This is a genomic window from Bradyrhizobium nitroreducens (assembly GCF_002776695.1).
In the GTDB taxonomy this organism is placed as follows: Bacteria; Pseudomonadota; Alphaproteobacteria; order Rhizobiales; family Xanthobacteraceae; genus Bradyrhizobium; species Bradyrhizobium nitroreducens.
On sequence record NZ_LFJC01000003.1, the window covers coordinates 7,268,372 to 7,291,122 of the forward strand.

The following is a 22,751-nucleotide window of genomic DNA, read 5'->3' on the forward strand; positions in this document are numbered from 1 at the left end:
AGGTCGCTGCTTCAATAGCCGGTCAGCTCGAGATAGCCAACGCCGTCATGCGTCCCGGCAAAGTGGATCGGCCCTTCCCAATAGGAGAAGCCGGACCCCATCCAGGCCTTCGGGTTGAGCGGCTTGCAGAGGATCGCGAACGATCGCGACGGGATCGCGATCTGCCATTCCACCGGCAGCTTGCGTCCCGCGACCTCCGTCGTCGCCTTCGGTGTCATTTGAATATCGCTGCCCGCAATCATCTGCGTGTCGCCGGCGGCGCTGATCCAATTGCCGAACGGATAGTCCCTGCCGTCCTTCTGCCGCAGCCGGTACAGCATCAGCTTGTCGCCGGACGCGAGATGCAGCGACAGCCAGTCCCAGCCGGTCTGATCGGTGTCGAGCGGCTGGCTGCTCCATTCGCGGTCCATCCAGGCCTGACCCGAGACATCGACCGGCTTGTCGTCGATGGTGAACGTGCCGCGGGCGCGGTAGAACGGCTGACTGTAATAATAGGACGCCTGGCCGCGCTCCGACTTGCGGCTGTAACCGCGATCGCCCTGCAGCACGACCGGACGATCGGCCTCGAGCGTCAGCGCGTAGCTGAAATCGGTGCTGGACGCCTTCAGCGTCAGCGGCGCCAGGCTACGATCGTCGGTGCGCTCGAGACCCTTCATCTCCCAATCGTCGATCCAGGCCGCAAACGGTTTTGCCGCGACGCCGGCCTGCCCGATGCCGCCGCGTGAAAAGATATCGTTGAAGCGGTGGGTGCCGGCGCGCGTCACGGCCGCGTGGGCCATCCAGACCTGTTGATTGGCCCAGCCTTCGCCTTGCGGGCCCGGCTGCGCCGCCTGGCGGAACAGCGTCCATTGCAGCCCGCAAGCCGCGCCGCTGGAATCGACGAGGTTTGCCGTCAGATACCACCACTCGATGCGAAACTCCGGATGCGGCCCGTGATCGGCCGGAAAGGCGAACAGCTTTCCCGGCACGACCTTCGCAAATCCGTCCGCGCGCTCGCCGAGCCCGGCATAGCCTTGTGCGCCGGCGCGGCGTGCGAGCGCCAGCGCGGCGATGCCGCCGGCGAAGGCGCGGCGCGAGATTCGATCAGCGCTCATTGGCGAACACCTTGACGAGGCTGGCCGGCTGCATCCGCGCCAGCCGTATCACCGGCAGCAGCGCCGCAAGCAGCGAGGCCAGCAGCGCCACCGTGACCAGCTCGATCAATTGCAGCGGAAACACATGGAACGGCAGCCGCCAGCCGAACGCCTTCACGTTCACGATCGCGATCAGGCACCACGCCACCAATAGCCCGAGCGGCACGGCGAGCAGCGATGTGAACAGCGCGACCGACAGCGTCTTGGTCAATTCGATCGCGGCCAGCCGCGGCCGCGTGATGCCGATCGCCCACAGCGGCGCAAGCTGCGGCAGGCGGGAGTTGGCCAGCGTCAACAGGCTCGTGAACAGCGCGATGCCGGCGACGCCGAGCGTGAACGCATTCAGCGCCGATGTCACCGCAAAGGTGCGGTTGAAGATGCGGATCGATTCCGCCTTCACCGTGGCCTGGTCGGCGACACTGCGGTCGCCGAGCGCGAACTGCTTCTGCAGGGCCGCGATCAGGCCGGGAATCTTTTCCCGTGGGACGATAAGCCCGATCCGTGTCTGTGGCGTCTGCGGAAATTGCCGGATCAGCGCCGCGACGTTGACGGTCAGCTGTCCCCTGGGATTGCCGTAATCGGCATAGATGCCGACGATGTCGAGCTCCCAGCTTCCGCTAGGTGCCGGCACCTCGACGACGTCGCCGACGCGCACATTCAGCCGGCGGCTGAGCTGCTCGCTGATGAAGGCGGCATTGCCCGGCACCAGCCGGGTCCAGGCGCGCGGCGCGGCTTCCAGCAGCGGCCAGCGCTCGTGATAGAGCGCGTGATCCGGCAGGCCGAACAGCTCGACAGGCTGGCCCTGAAGCTGCACCTCGGCGCGGCCGCCCGACAGGACCGCCTGCACGTCGCTGCGCTCCTTCAGCCAGTTGCGGATCGCCGTGCCCTGCGCGTTGTCGGAGGCGCTGATGTAAACGTCGGCGGCAAGCCGACCGTTGAGCCAGCCGATGAAGGTGCGGCTGAACGTCTCCACCATGGTGGAGACCCCGACATTGACGGCGAGCGCGAGCAGCAGTGCCATCAGCGCCAGCGACAATCCGGAGAGCTGCTGCCGGCTGTCCGCCCAGAACCACAGCGCAAGCGGTCTTCGCGCGGTCCATTGGCCTGCGAGCAGGAGGAGTTCGAGGAGGGCCGGCAGGATCAAGGCCGCGCCGAGCATCAGGGCCGCCAGCACGCCGAAGCCCGCAATCAGCGATTCGCCATAGCGCAGCAACAGCAGCGCAAGCGCGAACACGACACCGGCCGCACAGCTCTGCAGGATCAGCCAGCGCCGCTGCCGCTGCTGCCACGCGCGCGGCTGCGCGGTCGTCAGCACCGGCATCCTGATCGCCTTGATCAGGCTGGTCGTCGCCGCAACGAGCGCACCGGCAATGCTGATGCCGATGCCGGCGAGCCACCACTCCGGCCGCAGGCTGAGCTGCCCCGGAATCTGCGCGCCGTAGAGTCCGCGCAACGACGCCGCGACGTCGGGCAACAGCGCCGCCGCGATGAAATAGCCGCACACGAGGCCGATCAATCCTGCGACCAGCGCCAGTGCGACCAGCTCGACCACCAGCACCGTGTTGACGAGCCGTGCCGAGGCGCCGCAGGCGCGCAGCGTCCGCAGCATCGGCAGCCGTTGCTCGAAGGCGAGGCCGACGGCCGAATTGACGATGAAGAGGCCGACGAAGAACGACAACAGGCCGAACGCGGTCAGGTTGAGATGAAAGCTGTCGGTGAGGCGTTCCAGCTCGGTTTCCGCGGTCGGCTCGATCAGCTGCAACTGGTCGCCGACGATGCTTGCCAGCGGCGCGGGCTTGCTCTTCGGCTTGCCGATCAGAAGCCGCGAGAGCTGATCCGGCTTGTTCAACAGGCGCTGCGCCACGCCGATATCGACCACTAGCACCTCGGGCACGAGCTGCGGCAGCACCCGCAGCGGCGGCAGCCTTGCGCCGTTGCTGATCGGCGGTGCCGCGCCTTCCGTCTCCTGCAGGTCTCTCAGCGTTTCCCGTGCCACCAATGTCTGGCCCGGCGGCGCTACGAAGCTGCCGAGGTCCGAGGCACCGAGCCGCGGCGCATTGCCGATTTCGACCGGCAGCGTCACCGGCTCGATGCCGAGCAGCCGCACCGAGCGCCCGTTGATCTGCACCCGGCCCTCCAGCGCGGGCGACACCGGCCAGCCGGCGCGGCGCAGCTTGACGAACAGGTCCTGCGAGAAGGTTGTTGCATTCGGCGCAACCAGCATCGCGGTGCGGGTGCCGCCGAACGTCGCTGCGGCGCGGTCATAGGCGCTGCGGGCCTGCTGGTTGATGGCCTGCACGCCGCTCCACAGCGCGGTCGCCGCGATCAGCCCGACCAGAAGCGTCGCGAACTGCATCTTGTGACGCCGCCAGTGGCTCAGCAGCACCGCGAGGATCCAGAGCGCGCGCCTCATGCGATCCGCCCCGCATGTAGGGTGAGGTGGCGGTCGAGTGTGCCGGCCAGATGCATGCTGTGCGTCACCATCAGGAAGCCGCAGCCCGTGCGCGCGACGAGATCGCGCGTTAGTGCGAGCACGTCCTCGGCGGTGGCCTCATCCAGATTGCCTGTCGGCTCGTCCGCCAAGAGCAGCGAGGGCTTTGTCGCCAGCGCCCGACCGATCGCGATGCGTTGCTGCTGTCCGCCGGACAATTGCTCGGGATAGCGCTTCAGGAGCGGGCCGAGCCCGAGCCGTTCGATCAGCTCTTTCATCCAGGCCGCGTCATGACGGCCGGCGATCCGTGCCTGAAAGGCCAGATTGTCCGCGACCGACAGGCTCGGGATCAGGTTGAACTGCTGAAAAACCAGGCCGATCCGATCGCGCCGCAAGGCTGCGCGTCCCGCATCGGAGAGATTGGTGACCTCGACGTCCTCGAGCCGGATCGTGCCGCCATCGGCGGCATCTAACCCTGCGATCAGGTGCAACAGCGTGCTCTTGCCGCTGCCGGACTCGCCGGTCAGCGCGACGCGCTCGCCGGCCTTGAGGTCGAGATTAACGCCGCGCAGCACATGGGCCGGTTCGCCGGCCGAGGAGAAGGTCTTGGAAAGGTTTCGGATGCTCAGCACGATGAATGGCGCCGGACGGAATTAGCGGAATTGTTGCGTAGCACACTTGCTGCGGAAATGCCGGGTTGCGTTGGTCTCGAAGGCGTTGTTAGCTTCCAGGACGGCAAAATCAAAAAAGTGCCATAAAAGACATGCGGGGAGAACGATGAGCGCTCAGGGAACGCCTGAAACGGCGGACAGGACGGCAGGGGAATCCAGGGGTTCGGCAAAGCCAACGCCGAAGGGCGCCTGGACCGTCACGTTTCTCCTCTTTCTCTTCATGGTCGTGAATTTTGCCGACAAGATCGTCGTCGGCCTCGCCGGCGTTCCGATCATGACCGATCTGAAGCTCAGCCCGGAGCAGTTCGGCCTGCTCGGCTCCTCATTCTTCTTCCTGTTCTCGATCGCCGGCATCGTGGTCGGCTTTATCGTCAACAAGGTGCCGACGCGCTGGGTGCTGCTCGTGCTCGCGGTGATCTGGGCGCTGGCGCAGTTTCCGATGGTCGGCACCGTCTCGTTCACCACGCTGTTGATCTGCCGTATCGCGCTGGGCGCGGGTGAAGGCCCGGCCTTCTCGGTCGCGGCGCATGCCATCTACAAATGGTTCCCCGACGAGAAGCGCACGCTGCCGACCGCGATCCTGTCGCAGGGCTCCGCCTTCGGCGTGATCCTGGCAGTGCCGGCGTTGAACTGGGTCATCGTCAATCATTCCTGGCACTATGCCTTCGGTGCGCTCGGCGTCGTCGGCCTGATCTGGGTCTGTGCCTGGCTCGCGCTCGGCAAGGAGGGGCCGCTGGAGGACACCCAGGTCCTGGCCGCGTCCGAGCAGAAGATCCCTTACCTGCAGCTTCTCACCTCGCGCACTTTCATCGGCTGCGTCGCGGCGACCTTCGGCGCCTATTGGGCGCTTTCGCTCGGCCTGACCTGGTTCACGCCGTTCATCGTCAAGGGACTCGGCTTCTCGCAGAGCCAGGCCGGCTTCATCTCGATCCTGCCCTGGGTGTTCGGTGCCACCACCGTCATTCTCACGGGGTGGATCTCGCAAGTGATGATGGCGCGCGGTTACAACACCCGCGCGGCGCGCGGCGTGCTTGGCTCGGTGCCGCTGGTGATCGGCGGACTGATCCTGGCGACGATGCCGCATGTTCAGGGCGCAGGCCTGCAGATCGCGCTGCTCGTGGTCGGCTCGGGCCTGTGCGGGGCGATCTATGTCGTGTGCCCGCCCATGCTCGGCGAGTTCACGCCGACGTCGCAGCGCGGCGCCGTCCTCGCCATCTACAGCGCGCTCTACACGCTCGCCGGCATCATCGCGCCGGCGGTGATGGGAGCGATGATCCAGCGCGCCGGCAGCACGCTCGACGGCTACATGACAGGCTTCACCATCAACGCCGTGATCATGGTCGGCTCCGGCCTGCTCGGCCTGCTGCTGCTCTGGCCGAACACGGAAAAGGCCAGACTGACGCGCGGTGCGGCCGCGCAAGCCACGGCGCTGAAGGGCGCGGTGTCCCCGACGTAAGGGCTCCTACCCTCCCCTGGAGGGGGAGGGTCGATCGCGCGAAGCGCGAGCGGGGTGGGGTGATCCCTCAACACGGGCACCTTCTCGTGCGGAGAGACTGTCACCCCACCCCGCTACGCATTCCGCTTCGCTGCATGCGTAGCGACCCTCCCCCTCCAGGGGAGGGTAAGCGGCAACAACCGCCTAGTTCATCCCCTGCGCACCCCGAATCAGCTTGCCCGGCCGCCGACCCGTGGCCTCGCCCTGCCGCCGCGTCACCACGCCCGAGACGATCGTGGCGTCATAACCGTCGACATCCTGCAACAGCCGCCGTCCGCCGACCGGCAGATCGTAATGCACCTTGGGCGGATGCAGGTGCAGGCGGTCATAGTCGATCACGTTGACGTCGGCCTTGTAGCCGGGTGCGATCAAGCCGCGGTCGGTGAGGCCGACGGAGAGCGCGGTCTTGCGTGCCTGCGCCGCGACCACGAACGGGATCGATAGCTTCTCGCCGCGCGTCCGGTCCCGCGTCCAGTGCGTCAAGAGATAGGTCGGGAAGCTGGCATCGCAGATGATGCCGCAATGCGCCCCGCCGTCGGACAGGCCCGGCACCGATTGCGGGTCGATCAGCATCTCGCGCGTCGCATCGAGATTGCCGTCGGAATAATTGAGGAAGGGCACATAGAGCATGCCGCGGCCTTCGTCCGACAGCATCGCATCATAGGCAAGCTCTTCCGGCTGGCGTCCCTGCCTGCGCGCCTGCGGGCCCAGCGCGTTCTCCGGCGGCTGCTCGTAATCGGGGGGATCGCCGAGCAAAAACATCTTGTCGTAGTTGGGCCGAAAGAACAGCGGATCGTCGGTCGCGGTCGCCGTCTCGCTCAGGATCGCCTTGCGCACTTCGCTCTGATGCAGCCGCGCCAGCCGCTCGCCAAGCGGCAGGTGCGCGATCGCCTTGTAGCTCGGATGGGTCTGGAACGGGTTGCGCGACAGCTCTAACCCGAGCAGCAGCCCGACCGGTCGCGCGGCGATCTGTGCAGTGATGGAGAGGCCGCGCTTGGCGGCCGCATTGATCTCGTCCAGGGTCTGGCGCCAGCGGTTCGGCGATCTGTCATTCTGCGTGATCGAGAACGAGATCGGACACTTCGTGCTGTCGGCCACCCGCAGCATCATCGGCAGATCCTCGTGGATGGTCGAGAGGTCGAGCACGAATTGCAGCACGCTGCGGCCCTGCCGGTGCATGGCACCGGCAATGGCGGTGAGCTCGTCCTCGCCCGCCTTCAAGGTCGGCGTGAAATCGCCCGTGGACGTGCGGTGGTTGAGCGTGCGCGAAGTCGAGAAGCCGAGCGCGCCCGAGCGCACCGCTTCGCCAGCGAGCTTCGCCATCGCCGCATTGTCCTCCGCAGTCGAGGGATCGCGGCGCGCGCCGCGCTCGCCCATGACATAGACGCGCAGCGCCGCATGCGGCAGCTGCGCGCCGACGTCGATGTCGAAATCGCGTTTGCTGAGCCAGTCCATGTAGTCCGGAAAGCTCTCCCAGGCCCAGGGAATGCCGGCGCTCAGCACCGGTTCGGGAATGTCCTCGACGCCTTCCATCAGCTGGATCAGGCGGGTGTGGTCTTCAGGCTTGCACGGCGCAAAGCCGACGCCGCAATTGCCCATGATCGCGGTGGTGACGCCGTTCTGTGAGGATGGCGTGATGTCCTGGCTCCAGGTGACCTGGCCGTCATAATGCGTGTGGACGTCGACGAAGCCCGGCGTCACCAGCTTGCCGCGCGCGTCGATCTCTTCGCGGCCCTTCGCGGCGACCTTGCCCACCTCACTGATCGTCCCGCCGGTGATGGCGACGTCGGCCTCGAACAGCTCGCCGCCGTTTCCATCCGCAACGGTGCCGCCGCGGATGACGAGATCAGGGGTGCTCATGGTGTTTCTTCCCGTTTTGCTGTTTTGCTTGTTGCGTTTGATTTATTGGTTCGTCATCCCGGACAAGCGCGCCCTTAAGCGCGCGCCGATCCGGGACCTCCGCGCGAGCGCTTGCGCTCGTCGCGATAACCACAGGGAGATGTTTGGCGAAGACTCGTAGTTATCAGCTTCGCGCGACAATCACTCCCTGTGGATATGGGTCCCTTGCTTTCGCAGGGACGACAGCTGAATTCGCAGCGATACCGACCGATCAATTGGCCTTGGCCCGCTTCCGCTCCGTGAACGGCGACAGCACCACCGTCGCCAGCATGAAGATCACGGACGCACCGAACACCCAATGCGGCGCGCTCTGGTCCATGATCCAGCCGAACAGCAGCGGTGAGACGATGCCGCCGAGATTGAAGCCGGTGGAGACGATGCCGAAGGCGCGGCCCGCGGCGCCCGCCGGCGCGGCATTGCGCACCAGCATGTCCCGCGACGGCGCGATCACGCCGGAGAGGAAACCTGCCGTCGCCATCGCGGCGGTGAGCGCCCAGCCCGGCAACGTGACCAGCGCGATCAGCAGCACGAGCGCTGCATTCACGGCAAAACAGGCGGCGGCGACATAGCCATGGCGCTCGGTATGGTCGGCGAGGAAGCCGCCGGCCAGCACGCCCGCGGCGCTGCAGCCGAGGAACGCGGTCAGCATGACGTTGGCCGAGGAATAGGACGCGCCATACCCGCTCATCAGCGCGACCACGCCGAAATTGTTGATGCCGGCGACCGACAGGCTGAGCAGCATGAACAGCACGGTCAGCATCATCAATGCCGGCGTGATGACGGCCTGTTTCGGCGCGTTCTCCGCGCCCGGCTTCTTCCTGCTGGCGCCGGCGTCGGGAATGTTCATGACGAGCAGCAGCAGCGCCACCAGAATGCCGATCGCTCCCGATGCGACCAGCGCACCGACGCCGCCGGACAGGGTGACGAGCGCGGCCACGATCGCGGGCGCCACTGCGCCGCCGAGAAAGCCGGCAAAGGTGTGGATCGAGAAGGCGCGGCCCATCCGCGCCTCGTCCATGTGCTCGGCCAGAATCGCGTAGTCGGCGGGGTGATAGACGCTGTTGGCGAGCCCGAGCAGCACGGCGCAGGCGATCAGCGAGGCGTAGCTGAGATGCAGGCCGAGCATGATCAGCGCGCATCCGCCGAGCGTCAGTCCGATCAGCAGGATCTTGCGCGCGCCAAAATGGTCGACGAGATAGCCGGTCGGCGCCTGCGTCAGTCCGGAGACGACGGCAAGCGTGGTCAGCGAGAGGCCGAGCTCGACATAGCCGACGCCGAGCTTGTCCTTGAGGAACGGGAACAGCATCGGCAGGACCAGCAGATGAAAATGGCTGACCCAATGCGCGATCGAGATTCCAGTCAGCGTGCGTAGCGCGCTGTCCGCCTTGCCTTGCTGCGGTGCGGCAAGAACGTCGACCATTGCAGTCCCGTTTCACTCCCGATGGACGCGGAAACTATCGGGGAGAGCGGTTATTTGTCCATGAACAGAGGCGCATGGCAGGTAGCGCGGGCGGGGACGCACGGTTCGTGAGGCGACTTCACCCCTCACAACGGCTCGTCGTCCACGCCGTAGCGGTCGCGCTTGGGCGTTGCGATGTCGCCGTCCTCGTAGTCGTCGTCTTCGAGGGGAGGCGGAGGCGTCTTCGCCTTGCCTTCCGCCGGCTTCTTCTCGGCGACCTGAGGCGGCTCGCTTGGTTTGCAGATCCTGGTCATGGCTGGTCCCGGATGGTGATGCTGCATCCGATCTTATCCGGAAGATATGTGCAGTTTCTGAGCTATCGCAAGCAGGCCGTCAGTGCACGACCGGCCCGCCCGCCTTCTTCCAGGCGTCGATGCCACCGGCGATATGGGCGGTGTTGAGCAGGCCCGCCTCTTTCGCTGCCGCAACCGCCATCGCCGAGCGCTCGCCGAAGGCGCAGAAGAACACCACGCGGCGCCCCGTCGCGGCTGCGACCTCGCGCAGCATGCCGCCGGGCTTCAGGCTCTCCTCGACCGATGGATACGGCGTATGCAGCGCGCCTTCGAGCATGCCGTGCTTCATCCGCTCGTTGGTCTCGCGCAGATCGACCAGCAGCATGTCGGGCCGGCCGAGAATGCGGATCGCCTCGACCGCGCTGAGCGCGCGGCCTTCCTTCTCCAGCTCCTCCTGATGCAGGCCGACATGCATGTTGGCGGGCACCGCCACGTCCATCATCTTCGGATTGGGCAGCTTCAGATTGGCCATCAGCTCGATATATTCGTCGACCGATCGCACCTGGAGGCGCGGGTTGTAACGCTTCTCCTCGCCGATGGTGGAGACGGTGTCGCCCTTGTAGTCGTGCGCCGGGAAGACCATCGTCTCGTCCGGCAGCTTGAGCAGCCGGTTGAAGATCGAATCGTACTGTGCGCGCGAAGAACCGTTCTGGAAATCGGTGCGGCCGGTGCCGCGGATCAGCAGCGTGTCGCCGGTGAAGACGCGATCGCCCATCAGGTAGGAATAGGAATCGTCGGTGTGGCCCGGCGTGTACATCACGTCGAGCGACAGGCCCTCGATCGTCACCTTGTCGCCGTCGGCAACGCGCATCGCCACCACGTCGGCCTTGGTCTGGTCGCCCATCACGGTCATGCAATGGGTGCGGTCGCGCAGCTCGCCGAGGCCGGTGACGTGGTCGGCATGCAGATGGGTGTCGACCGCCTTCACCAGCTTGAGGTCGAGCTCGCGCAGCAATTGGCAGTAGCGGTCGACCTTTTCCAGCACGGGATCGAGGATCAGCGCCTCGCCGCCGGGGCGGCTGGCGAGGATGTAGCTGTAGGTGCCCGAAACGCTGTCGAAGAGCTGGCGGAAGATCATGGCAGAACCCGGCTTGGAACTGATTTCGAGGATTCTACTACGTTCTGGGCCAAAAATAGGAGTAATTCACTGCATTTTGAGTAAAATTTAGAAAATTGTTGTTCCGAGTGATCGGCCGGAGGAGGGGATCTATGTGGGGGAACGCCGGTCCCACAAATTCGGTCGCCCCTGCGTTCGCAGGAACGACACTGAGGGTGACGCGAGAGCGCGCCTACGCCCCCTACGGCCTCACCAGCGTGTACCCGTTCTCCGCCAGGAACAGGATCTGCGCGACGCCGACCTGCACCGGCGTCGCCGCGGCGATGAATTCCGGCCGCTTGCCGGTTTCGCGCTCGATGGCGTCCACCGTGTTGAGGCAGATGTCGAAGCGCACGCCCTGCGCGATCAGGCTTTCGACCTGCTTGCGACGCTCGCTGCCTGACAGCAACAGGTCGATGCCGGGACCGAATGCCACCACCTCGATCGCGATCTTGTCGGGGTCGTAGGCCTTCAGCAGATTGTTGGCGACGCTCAGCACCAGCGCCTGCTTCTTGGCATCGCCGTCCGAGAGCTGCAGCACGACCCTGTGCTCCGCGAACGGCTTGTCCTGCAGCGGCACCTGTTGCGCCGAGGCCGGCGCGAGCGCGGCCCACGCCAGCAGCGCCAGCATCAGCGCGGACAGGATCTGCGCCCGTCTCATCCCTGTCCCGCGATGCCTGGATTGTCCTCGACGCCCTTCAGCGTGACGCCGGAGCCGAGTCGCTCCTGAAACATCCGGCCCGAGCGCAGATATTTGCCGACGACGTCCCACACCGGCGCGCCTTGCTGGCTGTTGACCGAGGCCCAGCCCGCGACCTTGTAGCGATGGCTGGCGCTGAGCGCCTTGCCGTTATGGAGCTTCAGCTCCGAGATGCGGCTGCCGATCGCGCCCGCCGGCGTGCAGGTGTAGCTGAGCCCGCCGGCGCGCACCATGTCGCCACCTTGCTGGTAGTAGGGATCGGCATTGAAGAGATTGTCGCAGATGTCTTCCAGCACGTCCTTGACCTGCGCGCCCGTCATCTCCTGCACATAGGTCTCGGGATAGGTGATCGCGGTTTCCGCGAGCACATCCTCCATGGTCAGCGCCTGGCCGGGCAGCGCAGTGACGCCCCAACGGAAGCCCGGCGACAACGCGATCTCGGCATCGAGCTCGGTGCGGAGTGCGGTGCAGATCAGCTCGTCGACCGGTCCGGAGAAATTGCCGCGCCGATAGAGCAGGCGGTCCGGCGTTGCGATCTTCGTCGACCAGTCGGTCACATGCGGCGCGCGCAGCCGGCCGATCAGCTCGGCCATGGCGGGATCTGGCTTCAGCAGTTCGGAATAAACCGGCAGCAGATGATAACGAATGTCGCCGACCTTGCCCTTGTCGATGGCGAGATCGAGCACGGCGAGGAATTTTCCGTTGGATCCGGCATTGGTGACGAGCGTGGTGCCGCCAGCGTTCTTGACGGGGATCGGCTGCGGCACGGCGTCATGGGTATGGCCGCCGAGAATGACGTCGATGCCGGTGACGCGGCTGGCGAGCTTGAGATCGACGTCCATGCCGTTGTGCGAGAGCAGGATGACGGCATCGGCCTTGTCGGTGCCGCGCAGGGCATCGACATGCTTCTGCAATTCCTCCTCGCGGATGCCGAAAGTCCAGTCCGGCGTGAACCGCTTGGGATGCGCGATCGGCACGTAAGGGAAGGCCTGGCCGATGATCGCGACGCGATGGCTGCCCATCTCCTTGATGACAGACGGCTTGAACACGCGCCCGCTGGCCTTGTCGAAGGCGAGGGCGTCGTTGAACGCGGCTTCCTCGGTCAGGAAGACGTTCTGCGCCAGAAACTCGCCCTTGAAGCGCTCGAGATTGTCGCGCAGCACCTGCTCGCCATAGGTGAACTCCCAATGCCCGGTCATCGCTTCGATGCCGAGCAGGTTGGCGACCTCGACCATGTCGCGGCCCTGCATGACATTGGCAAGCCCGGTGCCCTGCCAGAGATCGCCGCCGTCGACGAGCAGCGAACGCTTCTCGCCGACATCGCTACGCAAGCGGTCGACCAGCGTCTTCAGATGGGCAAAGCCGCCGAGCTTGCCGAAGCGGCCTGCCGACTTCTCGAACTCGATACAGGTGAAGGCATAGGCTTCGGCGCTGTCGGCGCGGATGCCGAAGCGCTCCAGGAAAGCTCGGCCGACCAGATGCGGCGGCCGTCCGGCCATCTCGCCGACCCCGATATTGACGCTGGGCTCGCGGAAATAGACCGGATTGAGCTGCGCATGCGTGTCGGTGATGTGCAGGATCCGCGCATTGCCGAACCGTTCGAGGTCGTAGATGCTCGCGGTCTCGGTGCCTCGCGCGAGCCTCGGCAGACCAAACGATGCGGCGGCAAGGCCAGCGCTCTTCAGGAAATCGCGGCGGCGGATCGCCATTCCAAAATTCTCCGCGCCCTCAGGCGGTCGCAAGACTGTTCCAGTGGGGGCCCAGTCTAGCGGATTTCCATCGCCTTCCAGGCTTCTTTTTCGGAGGCAGCCTGGAAGATCGAGGCCTTTGCCAGCGCCTCGGCTTCCTTGGCTGCGGCGGTGGCGCGGTCGAAATCGCCGCCATCGGCCGCCTTCCTGGCGGCAGCCAGCGTCGAGACGGTGACGGTCCATTGATTGCGCAAGCCGGCAGCCTCCTTCGATGCGGCTTCCGCAGCGGCGTAGGCCGCCTTGTAGTCCGCTTCATTGGCCGCGCGCGCCGTGGGCGCAAGGCCGAGCGCGAGCAGCATGGCCAGGGGAAGTGACCGCTTCATGGCCGCGCTCATGGTCGTGCTCCCGGGCCCGCGATCGGCAGGCCGTTGGCGACGTAGGACAGGAAATATTCGACGTCGCGGTATTCGTCCGACTGCGGCTCCAGCGGAACCGCGCGGGTCTGGCTGTTGCAGGTGACGAAGCGGCGGCTGATCGTGCCCATGCCGCTCCATTCGGAGCGGTAGATCGGCATCGCGTTCAGAATGCCGAGCGCCGGCGCCAGGATCTCGGCGCGGATGCGCTCGCCCGGGCTCTGCACGTGGCAGCTCGCGCAGGAGAAGTTCATCTGGCCGCGCCGCGTGTAGAAATAGCGCTTGCCGTTCTCGAACGCCGCGAGCGCGCGCGGATCATCGGGAATCTTGATGTCCATCAGCTTGCCGCGCGAGGTGAAGGCCATGTAGGCGGTGAGCGAGGCCATCTCGTCCTTGACGTAGGAATAGGGCACTTCCCCATTGGCCTCGCGGCAGCGGTTGAGCGCGAGCTCCAGGGTGACGACCTTGCCTTCCTTCTCGTCGAAGTAAGGATAGTCCTGGCGGATGCCGATGCCGCCGTTCGGAAAGCAGTCGGCGTAGGTCTTGCCGTTCTTGAACGGGGTCGCGAACATCTCCTTGCCGGCGTCGAGCGCGAACTCGTAAGGCGGGAATTCCTCCTTCTCCTGCCATTGCCGCTTCATGTCCGCGTTCATCGAATACGGACCGTTGACGAAGTCCTCGTGCTTCACGTCGGGAAATTTCTGGAAGAAGAAGTTCCTGAACGCCTTGGCATCAGTGACGGGATCGACCTTGTCGGCTGCGGCGACGCGCGGAGAGGTGAGGGCAAACGCAACGAGCGCGGCGCTCAGCGAGCCAAGCAGGAGGGCAGACCGGGTCTTCATCACGCGATCTTCGCGGTGGTCGTGTCCGACGCACCCTTGTTGTCGGTCCAGGAAATCTTGAGGTCGTCGCCCTTCTTGGCGCCCTTGAAGCTGAATTTGACATAGGGGTCCTTGGAGACCGCGGTGCCCCAATCGGCGACGAAGACGTCCTTGCCGTTACATTCGAACTTCAGCTGCTGGATGTAGTGCGCCGGGATCAGCTCGCCGGCGGGATTCTTGGCGAGGCCGGTATCCATGGGGTGCTGGATCAGCGCCTGCACCTCGGTGATGTCGCCGTTGGACGTTGCGCGCACGCGAATGCTTGATGCCATCGGACCGATCCTCCTAGCCGCCGCAGCCGCCGACGGTGACCTTCACTTCCTTGGTCGCGCTGTAGAGCTTGCCATCAGCCTCGACGATGGCGATCAAGTTGCTGGTCTTGGCCATTTTCAGCCGGTTGGCGACGCCCGGAATCGTGCCGTCGGCGATCTTGTAGGACGCCGCGAGCGCGAACGGGTTCTCGGCCACGAAGAACGAGATCGAGGTGACCTTGTCGAGCGTGGTCGTCACCGAGACCGGCACGACGCCGCCGTTCTCGGCGATCTCGGGCGCGTCCAGCTTGACCTTGTCGGAAGGCTCGGCGGTCTTGCCATAGAGCGCCTTGATCGCGTCGGCCTCGCTCTTCTGCTTGAACGCCTCTTCCGGATATTTGTCATTGGCCGCAGCGCGCGCCGGCGCGGCTGCGAACGGCAGATTGCCGAGGCCCAGCACGGCGACACAGGCTGCGCCCTGCAGGATCAGGCGCCTTGTCGCAACGGGGCCGGTGGTCGTGGTCATCGGAGGTCTCCTGGGCAGCCGGCCATTACAGGGTTTGCAGGAAATCAACGATCGCGCCGATCTCCTGTTCGGTCAAAATCCGGTTCCGGCCGAACGGCGGCATCATGGTCTGCGGATTACGCTTGGTCTCGTCGAAGATGATCGCGGTGAGCTCGTTGCGATCGGGGTACTTGGTCTTGAGATCCTTCAGCTCCGGACCGATCGTTCCCGGCAGGTCGCCGCCCTTGATGACGTGACAGGTCAGGCAATTGCCCTTGCCGCGGTCGAAAGCGAGCTTCTGGCCGTCGGCGACAGTGGATTGCGCCTGCGCCACAGCCACGCCGGCGAGGAAGGCCAGCGCCACCAGAGCAGCAGGCTTGCAAGGAAAGGCGGTCAAGGCATCGTCCCAAGCGGTATGTCGATGATCTCGTTTGCAGAAATATAAGCGTTCCAAAGCACAAAGGGCATCGCGTGACAATCAAGACTATGCACGCGGCAAAATGGAGTTAATATCCTCCGCATTGCAACCGCTGAGATAGGTTCGTTCATCTAACAGGTGGGCACTAGCAAATTATTCTAGGGCGTTTGGCCGTTACGGCCGTCTTTTCTGTTTCGCATATTTTGGGGATCTCGCTTGGCTGAATATGTCGTCGAATTTGGCAGGGACGGCGGACGTGTCGAGGCCGATGGGCGGCTCGATGCGCCGGCCTTCCATCGCAATCACGCGCCGATCTGGTCCGCGCTGGAGAAGCGCCTCACCGGGCTGACCGGCAACGTGGTCGAGCTCGGCAGCGGAACCGGCCAGCATGTGGTCCATTTCGCCCGCCACACGCCCGGCCTGATCTGGTGGCCGAGCGATCTCAACCAGCGCCATCTCAGGAGCATCGAGGCCTGGCGCGTGCATGCGGGCCTGCCAAACATCCGCTCACCCCTGCGGATCGATCTCACCGATCCCGACTGGTGTCCGGAGATGAAGAGCGGGCAGGGGCCGACCGGCCTTGCAGCCGTGTTCTGTGCCAATGTCATCCACATCGCGCCCTGGGCCGTGGCCGAAGGCCTGTTCGCGGGCGCCGGCCGTTATCTGCGCCTCGACGGCAAGCTGTTCCTCTACGGTCCCTTCAAGCGCGACGGCAAGCACATCGCGCTCAGCAATGCGGTGTTCGACACCTCCTTGCGCGAGGGCAATCCGGAATGGGGCGTGCGCGACATCGGCGATGTCGAGACGCTCGCGACGGCCGCAGGCCTCCGCCTCATCGAGTCCATCGACATGCCCGCGAACAATCTGACGCTGGTGTTTTCGCGCTGAGCCGTTGCTGGCTTGAGCCCGGGAGCACACCACAAAGGCGGTGTGCTCCCTCCCCCCTTGTGGGGGAGGGCGGGGGAGAGGGGTAGCCCAGCAAACGGTCTAACCGTCCTCGATCACGCCGCGCGCACATCGAGAGAGTTCCCGTGTGGTACCCCTCTCCCTGCCCCTCCCCCGCAAGGGGGGAGGGAATGAGAGAGCGGTGGCCGCCTTACGTCGCGATGCGATCAGGACTTGCGAGCGGGCGACCATCAACCTTCATCCCGCCACCCGATCTTCTCCTTCAGAAACCGGAAGCCAAGCACTTCAAATCCCGCGCGCTCCCGGTTGTCCTTGCCGTAGCCGTGGCCGCCGGCGGCGGGCTCGTAGAACCAGGCCTCATAGCCCATTGCCTGCAGCTTGGCCGCCATCTTGCGCGCGTGGCCGGGATGGACGCGGTCGTCGCGCCGCGTGGTGGCGATCAGGATCGGCGGGTAGGACTGGCCGGCTTTGACGTTGTGATAGGCGGAGTAGGTCTTCAGCCACTCCCATTCCTCGGGCTTGTCGGGATCGCCATATTCCGCGATCCAGCTCGCGCCCGCGAGCAGTTTTGTGTAGCGGCGCATGTCGACCAGCGGGATGGTGCAGAACAGCGCGCCGAAGCGCTCGGGATAGCGCACCAGCATGTTGGTGATGAGGATGCCGCCGTTCGAGCCGCCCTGCGCGGCGATGCGCTTCGCACTCGTCACGCCGCGCCGGACGAGATCGGCCGCGACCGCGGCAAAATCGTCATGCGACAGCTTCTTGCCGGCGAGCCGTCCCGCATCGTGCCAGCGCGTGCCGAACTCGCCGCCGCCGCGCAAGTTTGCCTGCACCGTGGTGCCGCCGCGCTCCAGCCACAGCTTGCCGAGCGATGAATTGTAATATGGCTTCACCGCGAGCGCGAAGCCGCCATAGGCGCTCATATAGACCGGCGCATCGCCGGTCTGTTTCGCCGGACCGGTCTGCACATAGGGAATGCGCTCGCCGTCGACAGAGATCGCCTCGTGCTGCGTCACCGCGAGTCCGTCGGCGGTGAACGTCTTCGGCGCCTGCTTCAGCACGGTCGGGCTTGCGACGCCGCGCTGCAGCAACAGCAGCGAGGGCGGGGTCAGCGGGTCCTGCACATTGGCGAGCAGGTCGCCGTTGCTCTCGGATGGATGGCGATCGAGCGGCCAGACGTCGACGACGCCGATTTGTGGCAGGCCGGGGAGCGTCTCGCGGCTCCAGCCGTCGGCGGACGGCGTGCAGATTTCGAAGCGCGGCCTGAGCTCGTCGAGGATCGACAGCACGAGCTTGCCGGCGGCCCAGAACAGACCCTGCAGCGCGCACCGCGGCGCCGGCTCGAACAGCGCCGCGAAATCGCGGCTGCCGTTCAGGAATGCCGACAGCGAGATGCCGAGCACGGTGTCGGTTGCGTAGGTCCGCCCTCCGATCGACCAGTCCTTGCGCAGCTTCATCGCGAACCAGTCGCCATGCGCCTGCAGCCAGATGCCGGTCGGCAGATCGAGCTTCGTCATCGTGCCCGTCGCATCGCGCAGCCAGATCGTGTGGTTGAAGAAATCGATCTGGTCGACGATCCAGACCCGCGGGGCAGGTCCGGTGTCGTCGTGCATGCCATAGATGATCATGTGATCGGCGGTGGTCTCGATGATCACCTCGGCCTGATCGACAGGCTGGCCGCGCCGCCACAGCCGAACCGTTCGCGCATAGCCCGAGCTCGTCGCCATGCCTTCGCCATGGGCGCTCGACAGCAGCAGCGTATCGGCATCGAGCCAGTCGGCGCCGCCTTTCGCCTCCGGCAGCGTGAAACCGTCCGTCACGAAGCTCTTCGTAACCATGTCGAACTCGCGCAACGTCACCGCGTCGCTGCCGCCGCGCGACAGGCTCAGGATCGCGCGAGAGCTTCCCGGCCTGGTGGCGATCCCGCTCAGCAGCCAGTCCTCGCCTTCGCGCGCGGCGAGCTTGTCGATATCGAGCATGGTCTCCCACGCCGGATCGGTGTTGCGAAACTCCGCGAGCGTCGTCCGCCGCCACAGTCCGCGCGGATTGGTGGCATCCTTCCAGATGTTGTGGAGGTCAGAGCCGCGCCGGCTGACATAGGGAATGTTGTCGGGCCGGTCGTAGATCGCCGCGAGGAGGTCGCGGTCGTGCTCCCAGGCCTTGCCGCCGAACGCCTGCAGCGTCAGCTCATTCTGCCGCTCGACGAAGTCGAGCGCCTGCTTGCCCTCGATCTCCTCCAGCCACGACCAGGGGTCGTCGTCGGGAGCGCTGAGCGTGGGCCGATCGTCGACGGACATGAACGAAACTCCCTGGAAAATCGCGGCGGATAGGATTCGATCGAGCGTAGGCCGTCAAGGGCGCGGCCCCGCTATCATCGCACCGATTGCGTCAGCGGCATGGCCTGCGCCCGTTTGCGCCGGTTGCCCACCCTCTCGCACCCCTCCATAGTGCCGCGAATCAACAAAACCTCGTGAGCCCCGCGAAAGTCCTCTGGGGCGGAAAAGCCGATGCTCGACGTGACTTCGACCCGTGAGATTGCCGACGATGTTCGCGCGCGCGCCAATGTGGTGCGCCTGGCCGCCGCCCAGGCGCTGACCGGTGCCAACTCAGCCGTGATCTTCGCCACCGGCTCGATCGTCGGCGCGACGCTCGCACCCGACATGTCGCTCGCGACCGTGCCGCTGTCGATGTACGTGCTGGGGCTCGCGGCCGGCACGCTGCCGACCGGGGCGATCTCGCGCCGCTTCGGCCGCCGCGTGGCCTTCGTCATCGGCACGGGCCTCGGCGCGCTCACCGGCCTGCTCGGCTCGTTCGCGATCCTGCACGGCTCGTTCGCGCTGTTCTGCATCGCGACCTTTCTCGGCGGCCTCTACGGCTCCGTGGCGCAGTCCTATCGCTTTGCCGCCGCCGACGGCGCCAGCGCGGCCTATCGGCCCAAGGCGGTGTCCTGGGTGATGGCGGGCGGCGTGTTCGCCGGCGTGCTCGGTCCGCAGCTCGTGCAATGGACCATGGACGTCTGGCAGCCCTATCTGTTCGCCTTCAGCTTCCTGGTGCAGGCCGCCGTCGCATTGATCGCGATGGGCATCGTCGCCGGCGTCGATATCCCGAAGCCCGCGCCGGCCGACCTGCATGGCGGCCGGCCGCTGTTCACCATCGTGACGCAGCCGCGCTTCGTCGCGGCGGCGCTGTGCGGCGTCATCTCCTATCCCATGATGAATCTGGTGATGACCTCGGCGCCGCTCGCCATGAAGATGTGCGGCCTGTCCGTGTCCGATTCCAATTTCGGCATTCAATGGCACATCGTGGCGATGTACGGGCCGAGCTTCTTCACCGGCACGCTGATCGCCCGTTTCGGCGCGCCGAAGGTCGTGGCCGCCGGCCTGCTGCTGGAAGCCGGCGCCGCCGGCATCGGCCTCTCCGGACTCACCGCGATGCATTTCTGGGCGACGCTGATCGTGCTCGGCGTCGGCTGGAATTTCTCCTTCGTCGGCGCCTCCGCGCTGGTGCTGGAGACGCACCGGCCGCAGGAGCGCAACAAGGTGCAGGCCTTCAACGACTTCCTGGTGTTCGGCATGATGGCGATCGGCTCGTTCTCCTCCGGGCAGCTGCTCGCCAATTACGGCTGGTCGGCGGTGAACCTCGTGGTGTTCCCGCCTGTCATGCTCGGCCTCGCCACGCTCTCGCTGGTCTCCTGGGCCCGCCGCCGCAAGGCGCGGCTGGATGCGGCGATGGGCGAGTTCCCGGACGCGGTGTAGATTGGCGGGAGGCTGTCAGCAGCGATGATACTTCGGTCGCGGTCGAAGTGATTTTCGGAGACCATTCATTAAATGCGTCATGGCCGGGCTTGTCCCGGCCATCCACGTCTTAGGCGTGCAGATCGAAGAACGTGGATGCCCGGGACAAGCCCGGGCATGACGGAGTAGGTGGCGACATGCTCGACAATCCCCATCACGCGACCCCGACCGACGAATCCTCCCTCCGCTACGAGGGCTGGCGCATCGTCGCGGTCTGCTTCCTGCTCGCGACCTTCGGCTGGGGGCTCGGCTTCTACGGCCAGAGCGTCTATGTCGCCGAGCTGCAGCGCGCACGGGGCTGGCCGACCACGCTGATCTCATCGGGCACCACGTTCTTCTATCTGTTCGGCGCGCTGCTCGTCGTGTTCGTCGGCGAAGCCGTGAGGACCTATGGCGCGCGCCTCTGCCTGATTGCGGGCACGCTGGCGATGGCGGCGGCGGCCGTGGCGATCGGCGCGGTGCGCGAGCTCTGGCAGCTCTATCTCGCCGACGCCGTGCTCGCCTTCGGCTGGGCCGGCACCAGCCTCGCCATGATCACCAACACGATCAGCCTGTGGTTCGACCACAGACGCGGCATGGCGATCAGCCTCGCGCTCAACGGCGCCAGCTTCGGCGGCATCGTCGGCGTGCCGCTGCTGGTGACGCTGATCGGCCATATCGGCTTCGCCGGCGCGATGTATGCCGCCGCCGGCGCCATGCTGGTCCTGCTGCTGCCGGTGATCCTGCTTTTCGTCGGCCGGCCGCCCGCGCAGCACGGCTGGCACGCGGCGAAGGCGAAGCCGCAATCGTCGACGGAAATCCGCGCCTGGGCGCTGCGCGATGTCGGCTTCCTCACGGTGACCATTGCCTTTGCGCTGGTGCTGTTCGCGCAGGTCGGCTTCATCGTGCACCTGATCTCGTTCCTCGATCCCGTGATCGGCCGCGAGCGCGCCGCGCTTGCCGTTGCGGTGCTGACTGCGATGGCGGTGGTCGGCCGCGTGCTGTTCTCGCTGGTGATCGATCGCCTCAACCAGCGGCTGGCGTCGGCGCTGTCGTTCCTCAGCCAGGCCGTCGCGCTGCTCGTCGTCATCAATCTGCACAATGATTACGTGCTGATCGCGGCCTGCGCATTGTTCGGCTTCTCGGTCGGCAATCTCATCACGCTGCCGTCGCTGATCGTGCAGCGGGAATTCGATTCCGCCGCCTTCGGCGTGCTGATCAGCCTCAACACCGCGATCAACCAGGTCACCTATGCGTTCGGGCCCGGAATCGTCGGAGCCTTGCGTGATTGGTCCGGCGGCTATTCGCTGCCGTTCTATCTCTGCATCGCGCTGGAGGTCGTGGCAGCTGCGCTGATCATGGTGCGGGGCAAGCCCAAAGCAAAGCTCTCGTAGGGTGGGCAGAGGCGCAAAGCGCCGTGCCCACGATTTTTGCGATGAGTCGGCAAGAGCTCGTGGGCACGCTCCGGTTTGCCCACCACACGAGACTATTCTTCCCGCTCTCTCAGCAGCGCCTCCACATCGAGCCGCTTGGTGATCATCGCGAGCTTGCCGTCGGGCCCGAACGGCCACTCTTCCTTCGGGCGGTCGCGATACAGCTCCACGCCGTTCTGGTCGGGGTCACGCAAATACAGCGCTTCGCTGACGCCGTGATCGCTGGCGCCGTCCAGCGCGATGCCGGCCGTGAGCACGCGATGCAGCGCGTCCGCGAGCGCCGGCCGCGTCGGATAGAGGATCGCGGTGTGATAGAGCCCCGTGGTGCCGGGCGGCGGCGGCGAGCCGCCCTTGCTCTCCCAGGTGTTGAGCCCGATGTGGTGATGATAGCCGCCGGCCGAGATGAAGGCCGCGCTCGAGCCCATCTTCTGCATCAGCTCGAAGCCGAGCACGCCGCAATAGAAGCCGAGCGCGCGATCGAGATCGGCGACCTTGAGGTGGACGTGGCCGATCCTCGTGCCGGCATGAACGGGACTCTGCGACATGTGAATGCTCCCTCGAAGACATGCACATAGGGCCGGCTCCGGGGCGGCGCTACGGCCGATCCCGAAACCCAGCGTTTCCGACGGGGAAACTAAGCCAGCTCCTTCACCTCGCCCTCGGGCAGCTCGAACTCGAACGTGTTCAGCGTCATCGACACCATCGTGTAATAGCCGCACAGCCCGATCACCTCGACCACGCCGCGTTCGCTGAGCAGCTTGACCGCCTCGTCGTACAAACCCTTCTCGACGCCGTGGCCTTCATGCAGCGATTTTGCGAGATCGTAGATCATCTTCCCCCTGGGATCGTCGAACTCCGGCGTGCGGCGATCGCGGATCGCCTCGATGATCTCTGGCTTCATTCCGCCCGCGAGCGCGAGGCGCTTGTGCGCATACCATTCGTAATGCGCCGTCCAGTGCCGCGCCGTCACCAGGATCGCGATCTCCGACAGCTTTGCCGGGAAGATCGTGTCGAAGCGCAGGACTTCGCCGAGCCGCGTGGCGTGGCGCGCCATCTCGGGGCTGTTGAGCCAGGCCATCATCGGCGCCGGCGGCTTGCCGCGCTTGCCGGCAATCGACTCCTCATAGGTCTGCCGCTGGCTCTCGTTCATTTCGCCAGGCGAAAGAAGTTTCAGGCGCATCGTCGTTTCCTCTTTGTTTTCAAGCGCTGCCGTCGCCGCGACTATAGCGGAATGCGGGCTCGCGGAAGTGGTTGAATTCCGCGGGAGCTTGGCCCAGAGTCGCGCTCAACAAGTCGATTTTGATTG

The 22,751-nt window shown here is 65.6% G+C and carries 21 protein-coding genes; 4 read left to right on the forward strand and 17 right to left on the reverse strand.

The window, feature by feature from the left end; genetic code table 11:
• Positions 1–11 precede the first annotated feature (11 nt).
• The 3 genes from TSA1_RS34420 to TSA1_RS34430 are packed head-to-tail and all read right to left on the reverse strand — an operon-like array spanning position 12 to position 4,196.
• Complete coding sequence (locus TSA1_RS34420; protein ID WP_100180189.1) at positions 12–1,094, reverse strand: lipocalin-like domain-containing protein; 1,083 nt, start codon at positions 1,092–1,094, stop codon at positions 12–14.
• Positions 1,084–3,546: an ABC transporter permease gene (locus tag TSA1_RS34425; RefSeq protein ID WP_100180190.1), complete on the reverse strand. Its 2,463-nt coding sequence runs from the start codon at positions 3,544–3,546 to the stop codon at positions 1,084–1,086. Before TSA1_RS34425 ends, TSA1_RS34420 begins: the two co-directional genes overlap by 11 nt.
• Positions 3,543–4,196 carry an ABC transporter ATP-binding protein gene (locus tag TSA1_RS34430; protein WP_100180191.1) on the reverse strand — a complete coding sequence of 218 codons (654 nt, stop codon included), beginning with the start codon at positions 4,194–4,196 and terminating at the stop codon, positions 3,543–3,545. Before TSA1_RS34430 ends, TSA1_RS34425 begins: the two co-directional genes overlap by 4 nt.
• 145 nt (positions 4,197–4,341) lie before the next feature.
• Here TSA1_RS34430 and TSA1_RS34435 point away from each other — a divergent pair, with 145 nt between their 5' ends.
• Entirely contained in the window at positions 4,342–5,691 is a 1,350-nt protein-coding gene (locus tag TSA1_RS34435) for an MFS transporter (RefSeq protein WP_100180192.1), read from the forward strand.
• 183 nt (positions 5,692–5,874) lie between these two features.
• Here the strand turns inward: TSA1_RS34435 and TSA1_RS34440 are convergent, their stop codons facing one another.
• From TSA1_RS34440 to soxX, 11 genes are all read right to left on the reverse strand, one after another.
• On the reverse strand, positions 5,875–7,590 hold the full coding sequence (locus TSA1_RS34440) for an N-acyl-D-amino-acid deacylase family protein (protein WP_100180193.1): 1,716 nt from the start codon (positions 7,588–7,590) through the stop codon (positions 5,875–5,877).
• 250 nt (positions 7,591–7,840) lie between these two features.
• Complete coding sequence (locus tag TSA1_RS34445) at positions 7,841–9,049, reverse strand: MFS transporter (RefSeq protein ID WP_100180194.1); 1,209 nt, start codon at positions 9,047–9,049, stop codon at positions 7,841–7,843.
• A 125-nt stretch (positions 9,050–9,174) separates the two neighbouring features.
• Positions 9,175–9,342: a hypothetical protein gene (locus tag TSA1_RS40200; protein ID WP_100180195.1), complete on the reverse strand. Its 168-nt coding sequence runs from the start codon at positions 9,340–9,342 to the stop codon at positions 9,175–9,177.
• Between the two features lie 79 nt (positions 9,343–9,421).
• Complete coding sequence (locus tag TSA1_RS34455) at positions 9,422–10,459, reverse strand: MBL fold metallo-hydrolase (protein ID WP_100180196.1); 1,038 nt, start codon at positions 10,457–10,459, stop codon at positions 9,422–9,424.
• A 220-nt stretch (positions 10,460–10,679) separates the two neighbouring features.
• Positions 10,680–11,138, reverse strand: coding sequence for a DsrE family protein (locus tag TSA1_RS34460; protein ID WP_100180197.1), 459 nt, complete (start codon positions 11,136–11,138; stop codon positions 10,680–10,682).
• Positions 11,135–12,886 carry a thiosulfohydrolase SoxB gene (gene soxB, locus TSA1_RS34465; protein ID WP_100180198.1) on the reverse strand — a complete coding sequence of 584 codons (1,752 nt, stop codon included), beginning with the start codon at positions 12,884–12,886 and terminating at the stop codon, positions 11,135–11,137. Before soxB ends, TSA1_RS34460 begins: the two co-directional genes overlap by 4 nt.
• A gap of 56 nt (positions 12,887–12,942) precedes the next feature.
• Positions 12,943–13,248, reverse strand: a complete 306-nt coding sequence (locus TSA1_RS34470) for a hypothetical protein (protein WP_100181499.1) — start codon at positions 13,246–13,248, stop codon at positions 12,943–12,945.
• A gap of 8 nt (positions 13,249–13,256) precedes the next feature.
• Positions 13,257–14,120: a sulfur oxidation c-type cytochrome SoxA gene (soxA, locus tag TSA1_RS34475; RefSeq protein WP_174719204.1), complete on the reverse strand. Its 864-nt coding sequence runs from the start codon at positions 14,118–14,120 to the stop codon at positions 13,257–13,259.
• A complete protein-coding gene (gene soxZ / locus TSA1_RS34480; RefSeq protein WP_100180200.1) occupies positions 14,120–14,431 on the reverse strand; it encodes a thiosulfate oxidation carrier complex protein SoxZ in 312 nt (103 codons plus the stop codon). The genes soxA and soxZ overlap by 1 nt, the downstream gene beginning before the upstream one ends.
• Positions 14,432–14,444: 13 nt before the next feature.
• Positions 14,445–14,936: a thiosulfate oxidation carrier protein SoxY gene (soxY, locus tag TSA1_RS34485; RefSeq protein ID WP_100180201.1), complete on the reverse strand. Its 492-nt coding sequence runs from the start codon at positions 14,934–14,936 to the stop codon at positions 14,445–14,447.
• 25 nt (positions 14,937–14,961) lie between these two features.
• Positions 14,962–15,312 carry a sulfur oxidation c-type cytochrome SoxX gene (gene soxX / locus TSA1_RS34490; RefSeq protein ID WP_100180202.1) on the reverse strand — a complete coding sequence of 117 codons (351 nt, stop codon included), beginning with the start codon at positions 15,310–15,312 and terminating at the stop codon, positions 14,962–14,964.
• 237 nt (positions 15,313–15,549) lie between these two features.
• Between soxX and TSA1_RS34495 the strand changes: the two genes are divergently transcribed.
• Positions 15,550–16,221 (forward strand): DUF938 domain-containing protein, encoded by a 672-nt coding sequence (locus tag TSA1_RS34495; RefSeq protein WP_100180203.1) that lies wholly within the window; start codon positions 15,550–15,552, stop codon positions 16,219–16,221.
• Positions 16,222–16,469: 248 nt separating this feature from the next.
• On the opposite strand, the gene TSA1_RS34500 is transcribed toward TSA1_RS34495, so the two are convergent.
• Positions 16,470–18,536 (reverse strand): prolyl oligopeptidase family serine peptidase, encoded by a 2,067-nt coding sequence (locus TSA1_RS34500; protein ID WP_100180204.1) that lies wholly within the window; start codon positions 18,534–18,536, stop codon positions 16,470–16,472.
• A gap of 210 nt (positions 18,537–18,746) precedes the next feature.
• Here TSA1_RS34500 and TSA1_RS34505 point away from each other — a divergent pair, with 210 nt between their 5' ends.
• Together TSA1_RS34505 and TSA1_RS34510 are read left to right on the forward strand one after the other, a co-directional pair.
• The gene (locus TSA1_RS34505; RefSeq protein ID WP_100180205.1) at positions 18,747–19,994 is read left to right on the forward strand and encodes an MFS transporter; all 1,248 of its coding nucleotides are present in this window, start codon (positions 18,747–18,749) and stop codon (positions 19,992–19,994) included.
• Positions 19,995–20,170: 176 nt separating this feature from the next.
• Positions 20,171–21,406, forward strand: a complete 1,236-nt coding sequence (locus tag TSA1_RS34510) for an MFS transporter (protein WP_100180206.1) — start codon at positions 20,171–20,173, stop codon at positions 21,404–21,406.
• Positions 21,407–21,498: 92 nt separating this feature from the next.
• Here TSA1_RS34510 and TSA1_RS34515 read toward each other — a convergent pair whose 3' ends face one another.
• Positions 21,499–21,990 carry a VOC family protein gene (locus TSA1_RS34515; protein WP_100180207.1) on the reverse strand — a complete coding sequence of 164 codons (492 nt, stop codon included), beginning with the start codon at positions 21,988–21,990 and terminating at the stop codon, positions 21,499–21,501.
• A gap of 89 nt (positions 21,991–22,079) precedes the next feature.
• Positions 22,080–22,625, reverse strand: coding sequence for a carboxymuconolactone decarboxylase family protein (locus TSA1_RS34520; protein ID WP_100180208.1), 546 nt, complete (start codon positions 22,623–22,625; stop codon positions 22,080–22,082).
• Between the last annotated feature and the right edge of the window lie 126 nt (positions 22,626–22,751).

Excerpts from the sequence above, each read along its gene's own strand:
- TSA1_RS34520 (WP_100180208.1), bottom strand. The coding sequence starts at position 22,625 with ATGCGCCTGAAACTTCTTTCGCCTGGCGAAATGAACGAGAGCCAGCGG.
- TSA1_RS34420 (WP_100180189.1), bottom strand. The coding sequence starts at position 1,094 with ATGAGCGCTGATCGAATCTCGCGCCGCGCCTTCGCCGGCGGCATCGCC.
- TSA1_RS34445 (WP_100180194.1), bottom strand. The coding sequence starts at position 9,049 with ATGGTCGACGTTCTTGCCGCACCGCAGCAAGGCAAGGCGGACAGCGCG.
- TSA1_RS34455 (WP_100180196.1), bottom strand. The coding sequence starts at position 10,459 with ATGATCTTCCGCCAGCTCTTCGACAGCGTTTCGGGCACCTACAGCTAC.
- soxY (WP_100180201.1), bottom strand. The coding sequence starts at position 14,936 with ATGACCACGACCACCGGCCCCGTTGCGACAAGGCGCCTGATCCTGCAG.
- TSA1_RS34510 (WP_100180206.1), top strand. The coding sequence starts at position 20,171 with ATGCTCGACAATCCCCATCACGCGACCCCGACCGACGAATCCTCCCTC.
- TSA1_RS34425 (WP_100180190.1), bottom strand. The coding sequence starts at position 3,546 with ATGAGGCGCGCGCTCTGGATCCTCGCGGTGCTGCTGAGCCACTGGCGG.
- TSA1_RS40200 (WP_100180195.1), bottom strand. The coding sequence starts at position 9,342 with ATGACCAGGATCTGCAAACCAAGCGAGCCGCCTCAGGTCGCCGAGAAG.
- soxB (WP_100180198.1), bottom strand. The coding sequence starts at position 12,886 with ATGGCGATCCGCCGCCGCGATTTCCTGAAGAGCGCTGGCCTTGCCGCC.
- TSA1_RS34500 (WP_100180204.1), bottom strand. The coding sequence starts at position 18,536 with ATGTCCGTCGACGATCGGCCCACGCTCAGCGCTCCCGACGACGACCCC.
- TSA1_RS34505 (WP_100180205.1), top strand. The coding sequence starts at position 18,747 with ATGCTCGACGTGACTTCGACCCGTGAGATTGCCGACGATGTTCGCGCG.
- TSA1_RS34460 (WP_100180197.1), bottom strand. The coding sequence starts at position 11,138 with ATGAGACGGGCGCAGATCCTGTCCGCGCTGATGCTGGCGCTGCTGGCG.
- soxZ (WP_100180200.1), bottom strand. The coding sequence starts at position 14,431 with ATGGCATCAAGCATTCGCGTGCGCGCAACGTCCAACGGCGACATCACC.
- soxA (WP_174719204.1), bottom strand. The coding sequence starts at position 14,120 with ATGAAGACCCGGTCTGCCCTCCTGCTTGGCTCGCTGAGCGCCGCGCTC.
- TSA1_RS34440 (WP_100180193.1), bottom strand. The coding sequence starts at position 7,590 with ATGAGCACCCCTGATCTCGTCATCCGCGGCGGCACCGTTGCGGATGGA.
- TSA1_RS34470 (WP_100181499.1), bottom strand. The coding sequence starts at position 13,248 with ATGAAGCGGTCACTTCCCCTGGCCATGCTGCTCGCGCTCGGCCTTGCG.
- TSA1_RS34435 (WP_100180192.1), top strand. The coding sequence starts at position 4,342 with ATGAGCGCTCAGGGAACGCCTGAAACGGCGGACAGGACGGCAGGGGAA.
- TSA1_RS34515 (WP_100180207.1), bottom strand. The coding sequence starts at position 21,990 with ATGTCGCAGAGTCCCGTTCATGCCGGCACGAGGATCGGCCACGTCCAC.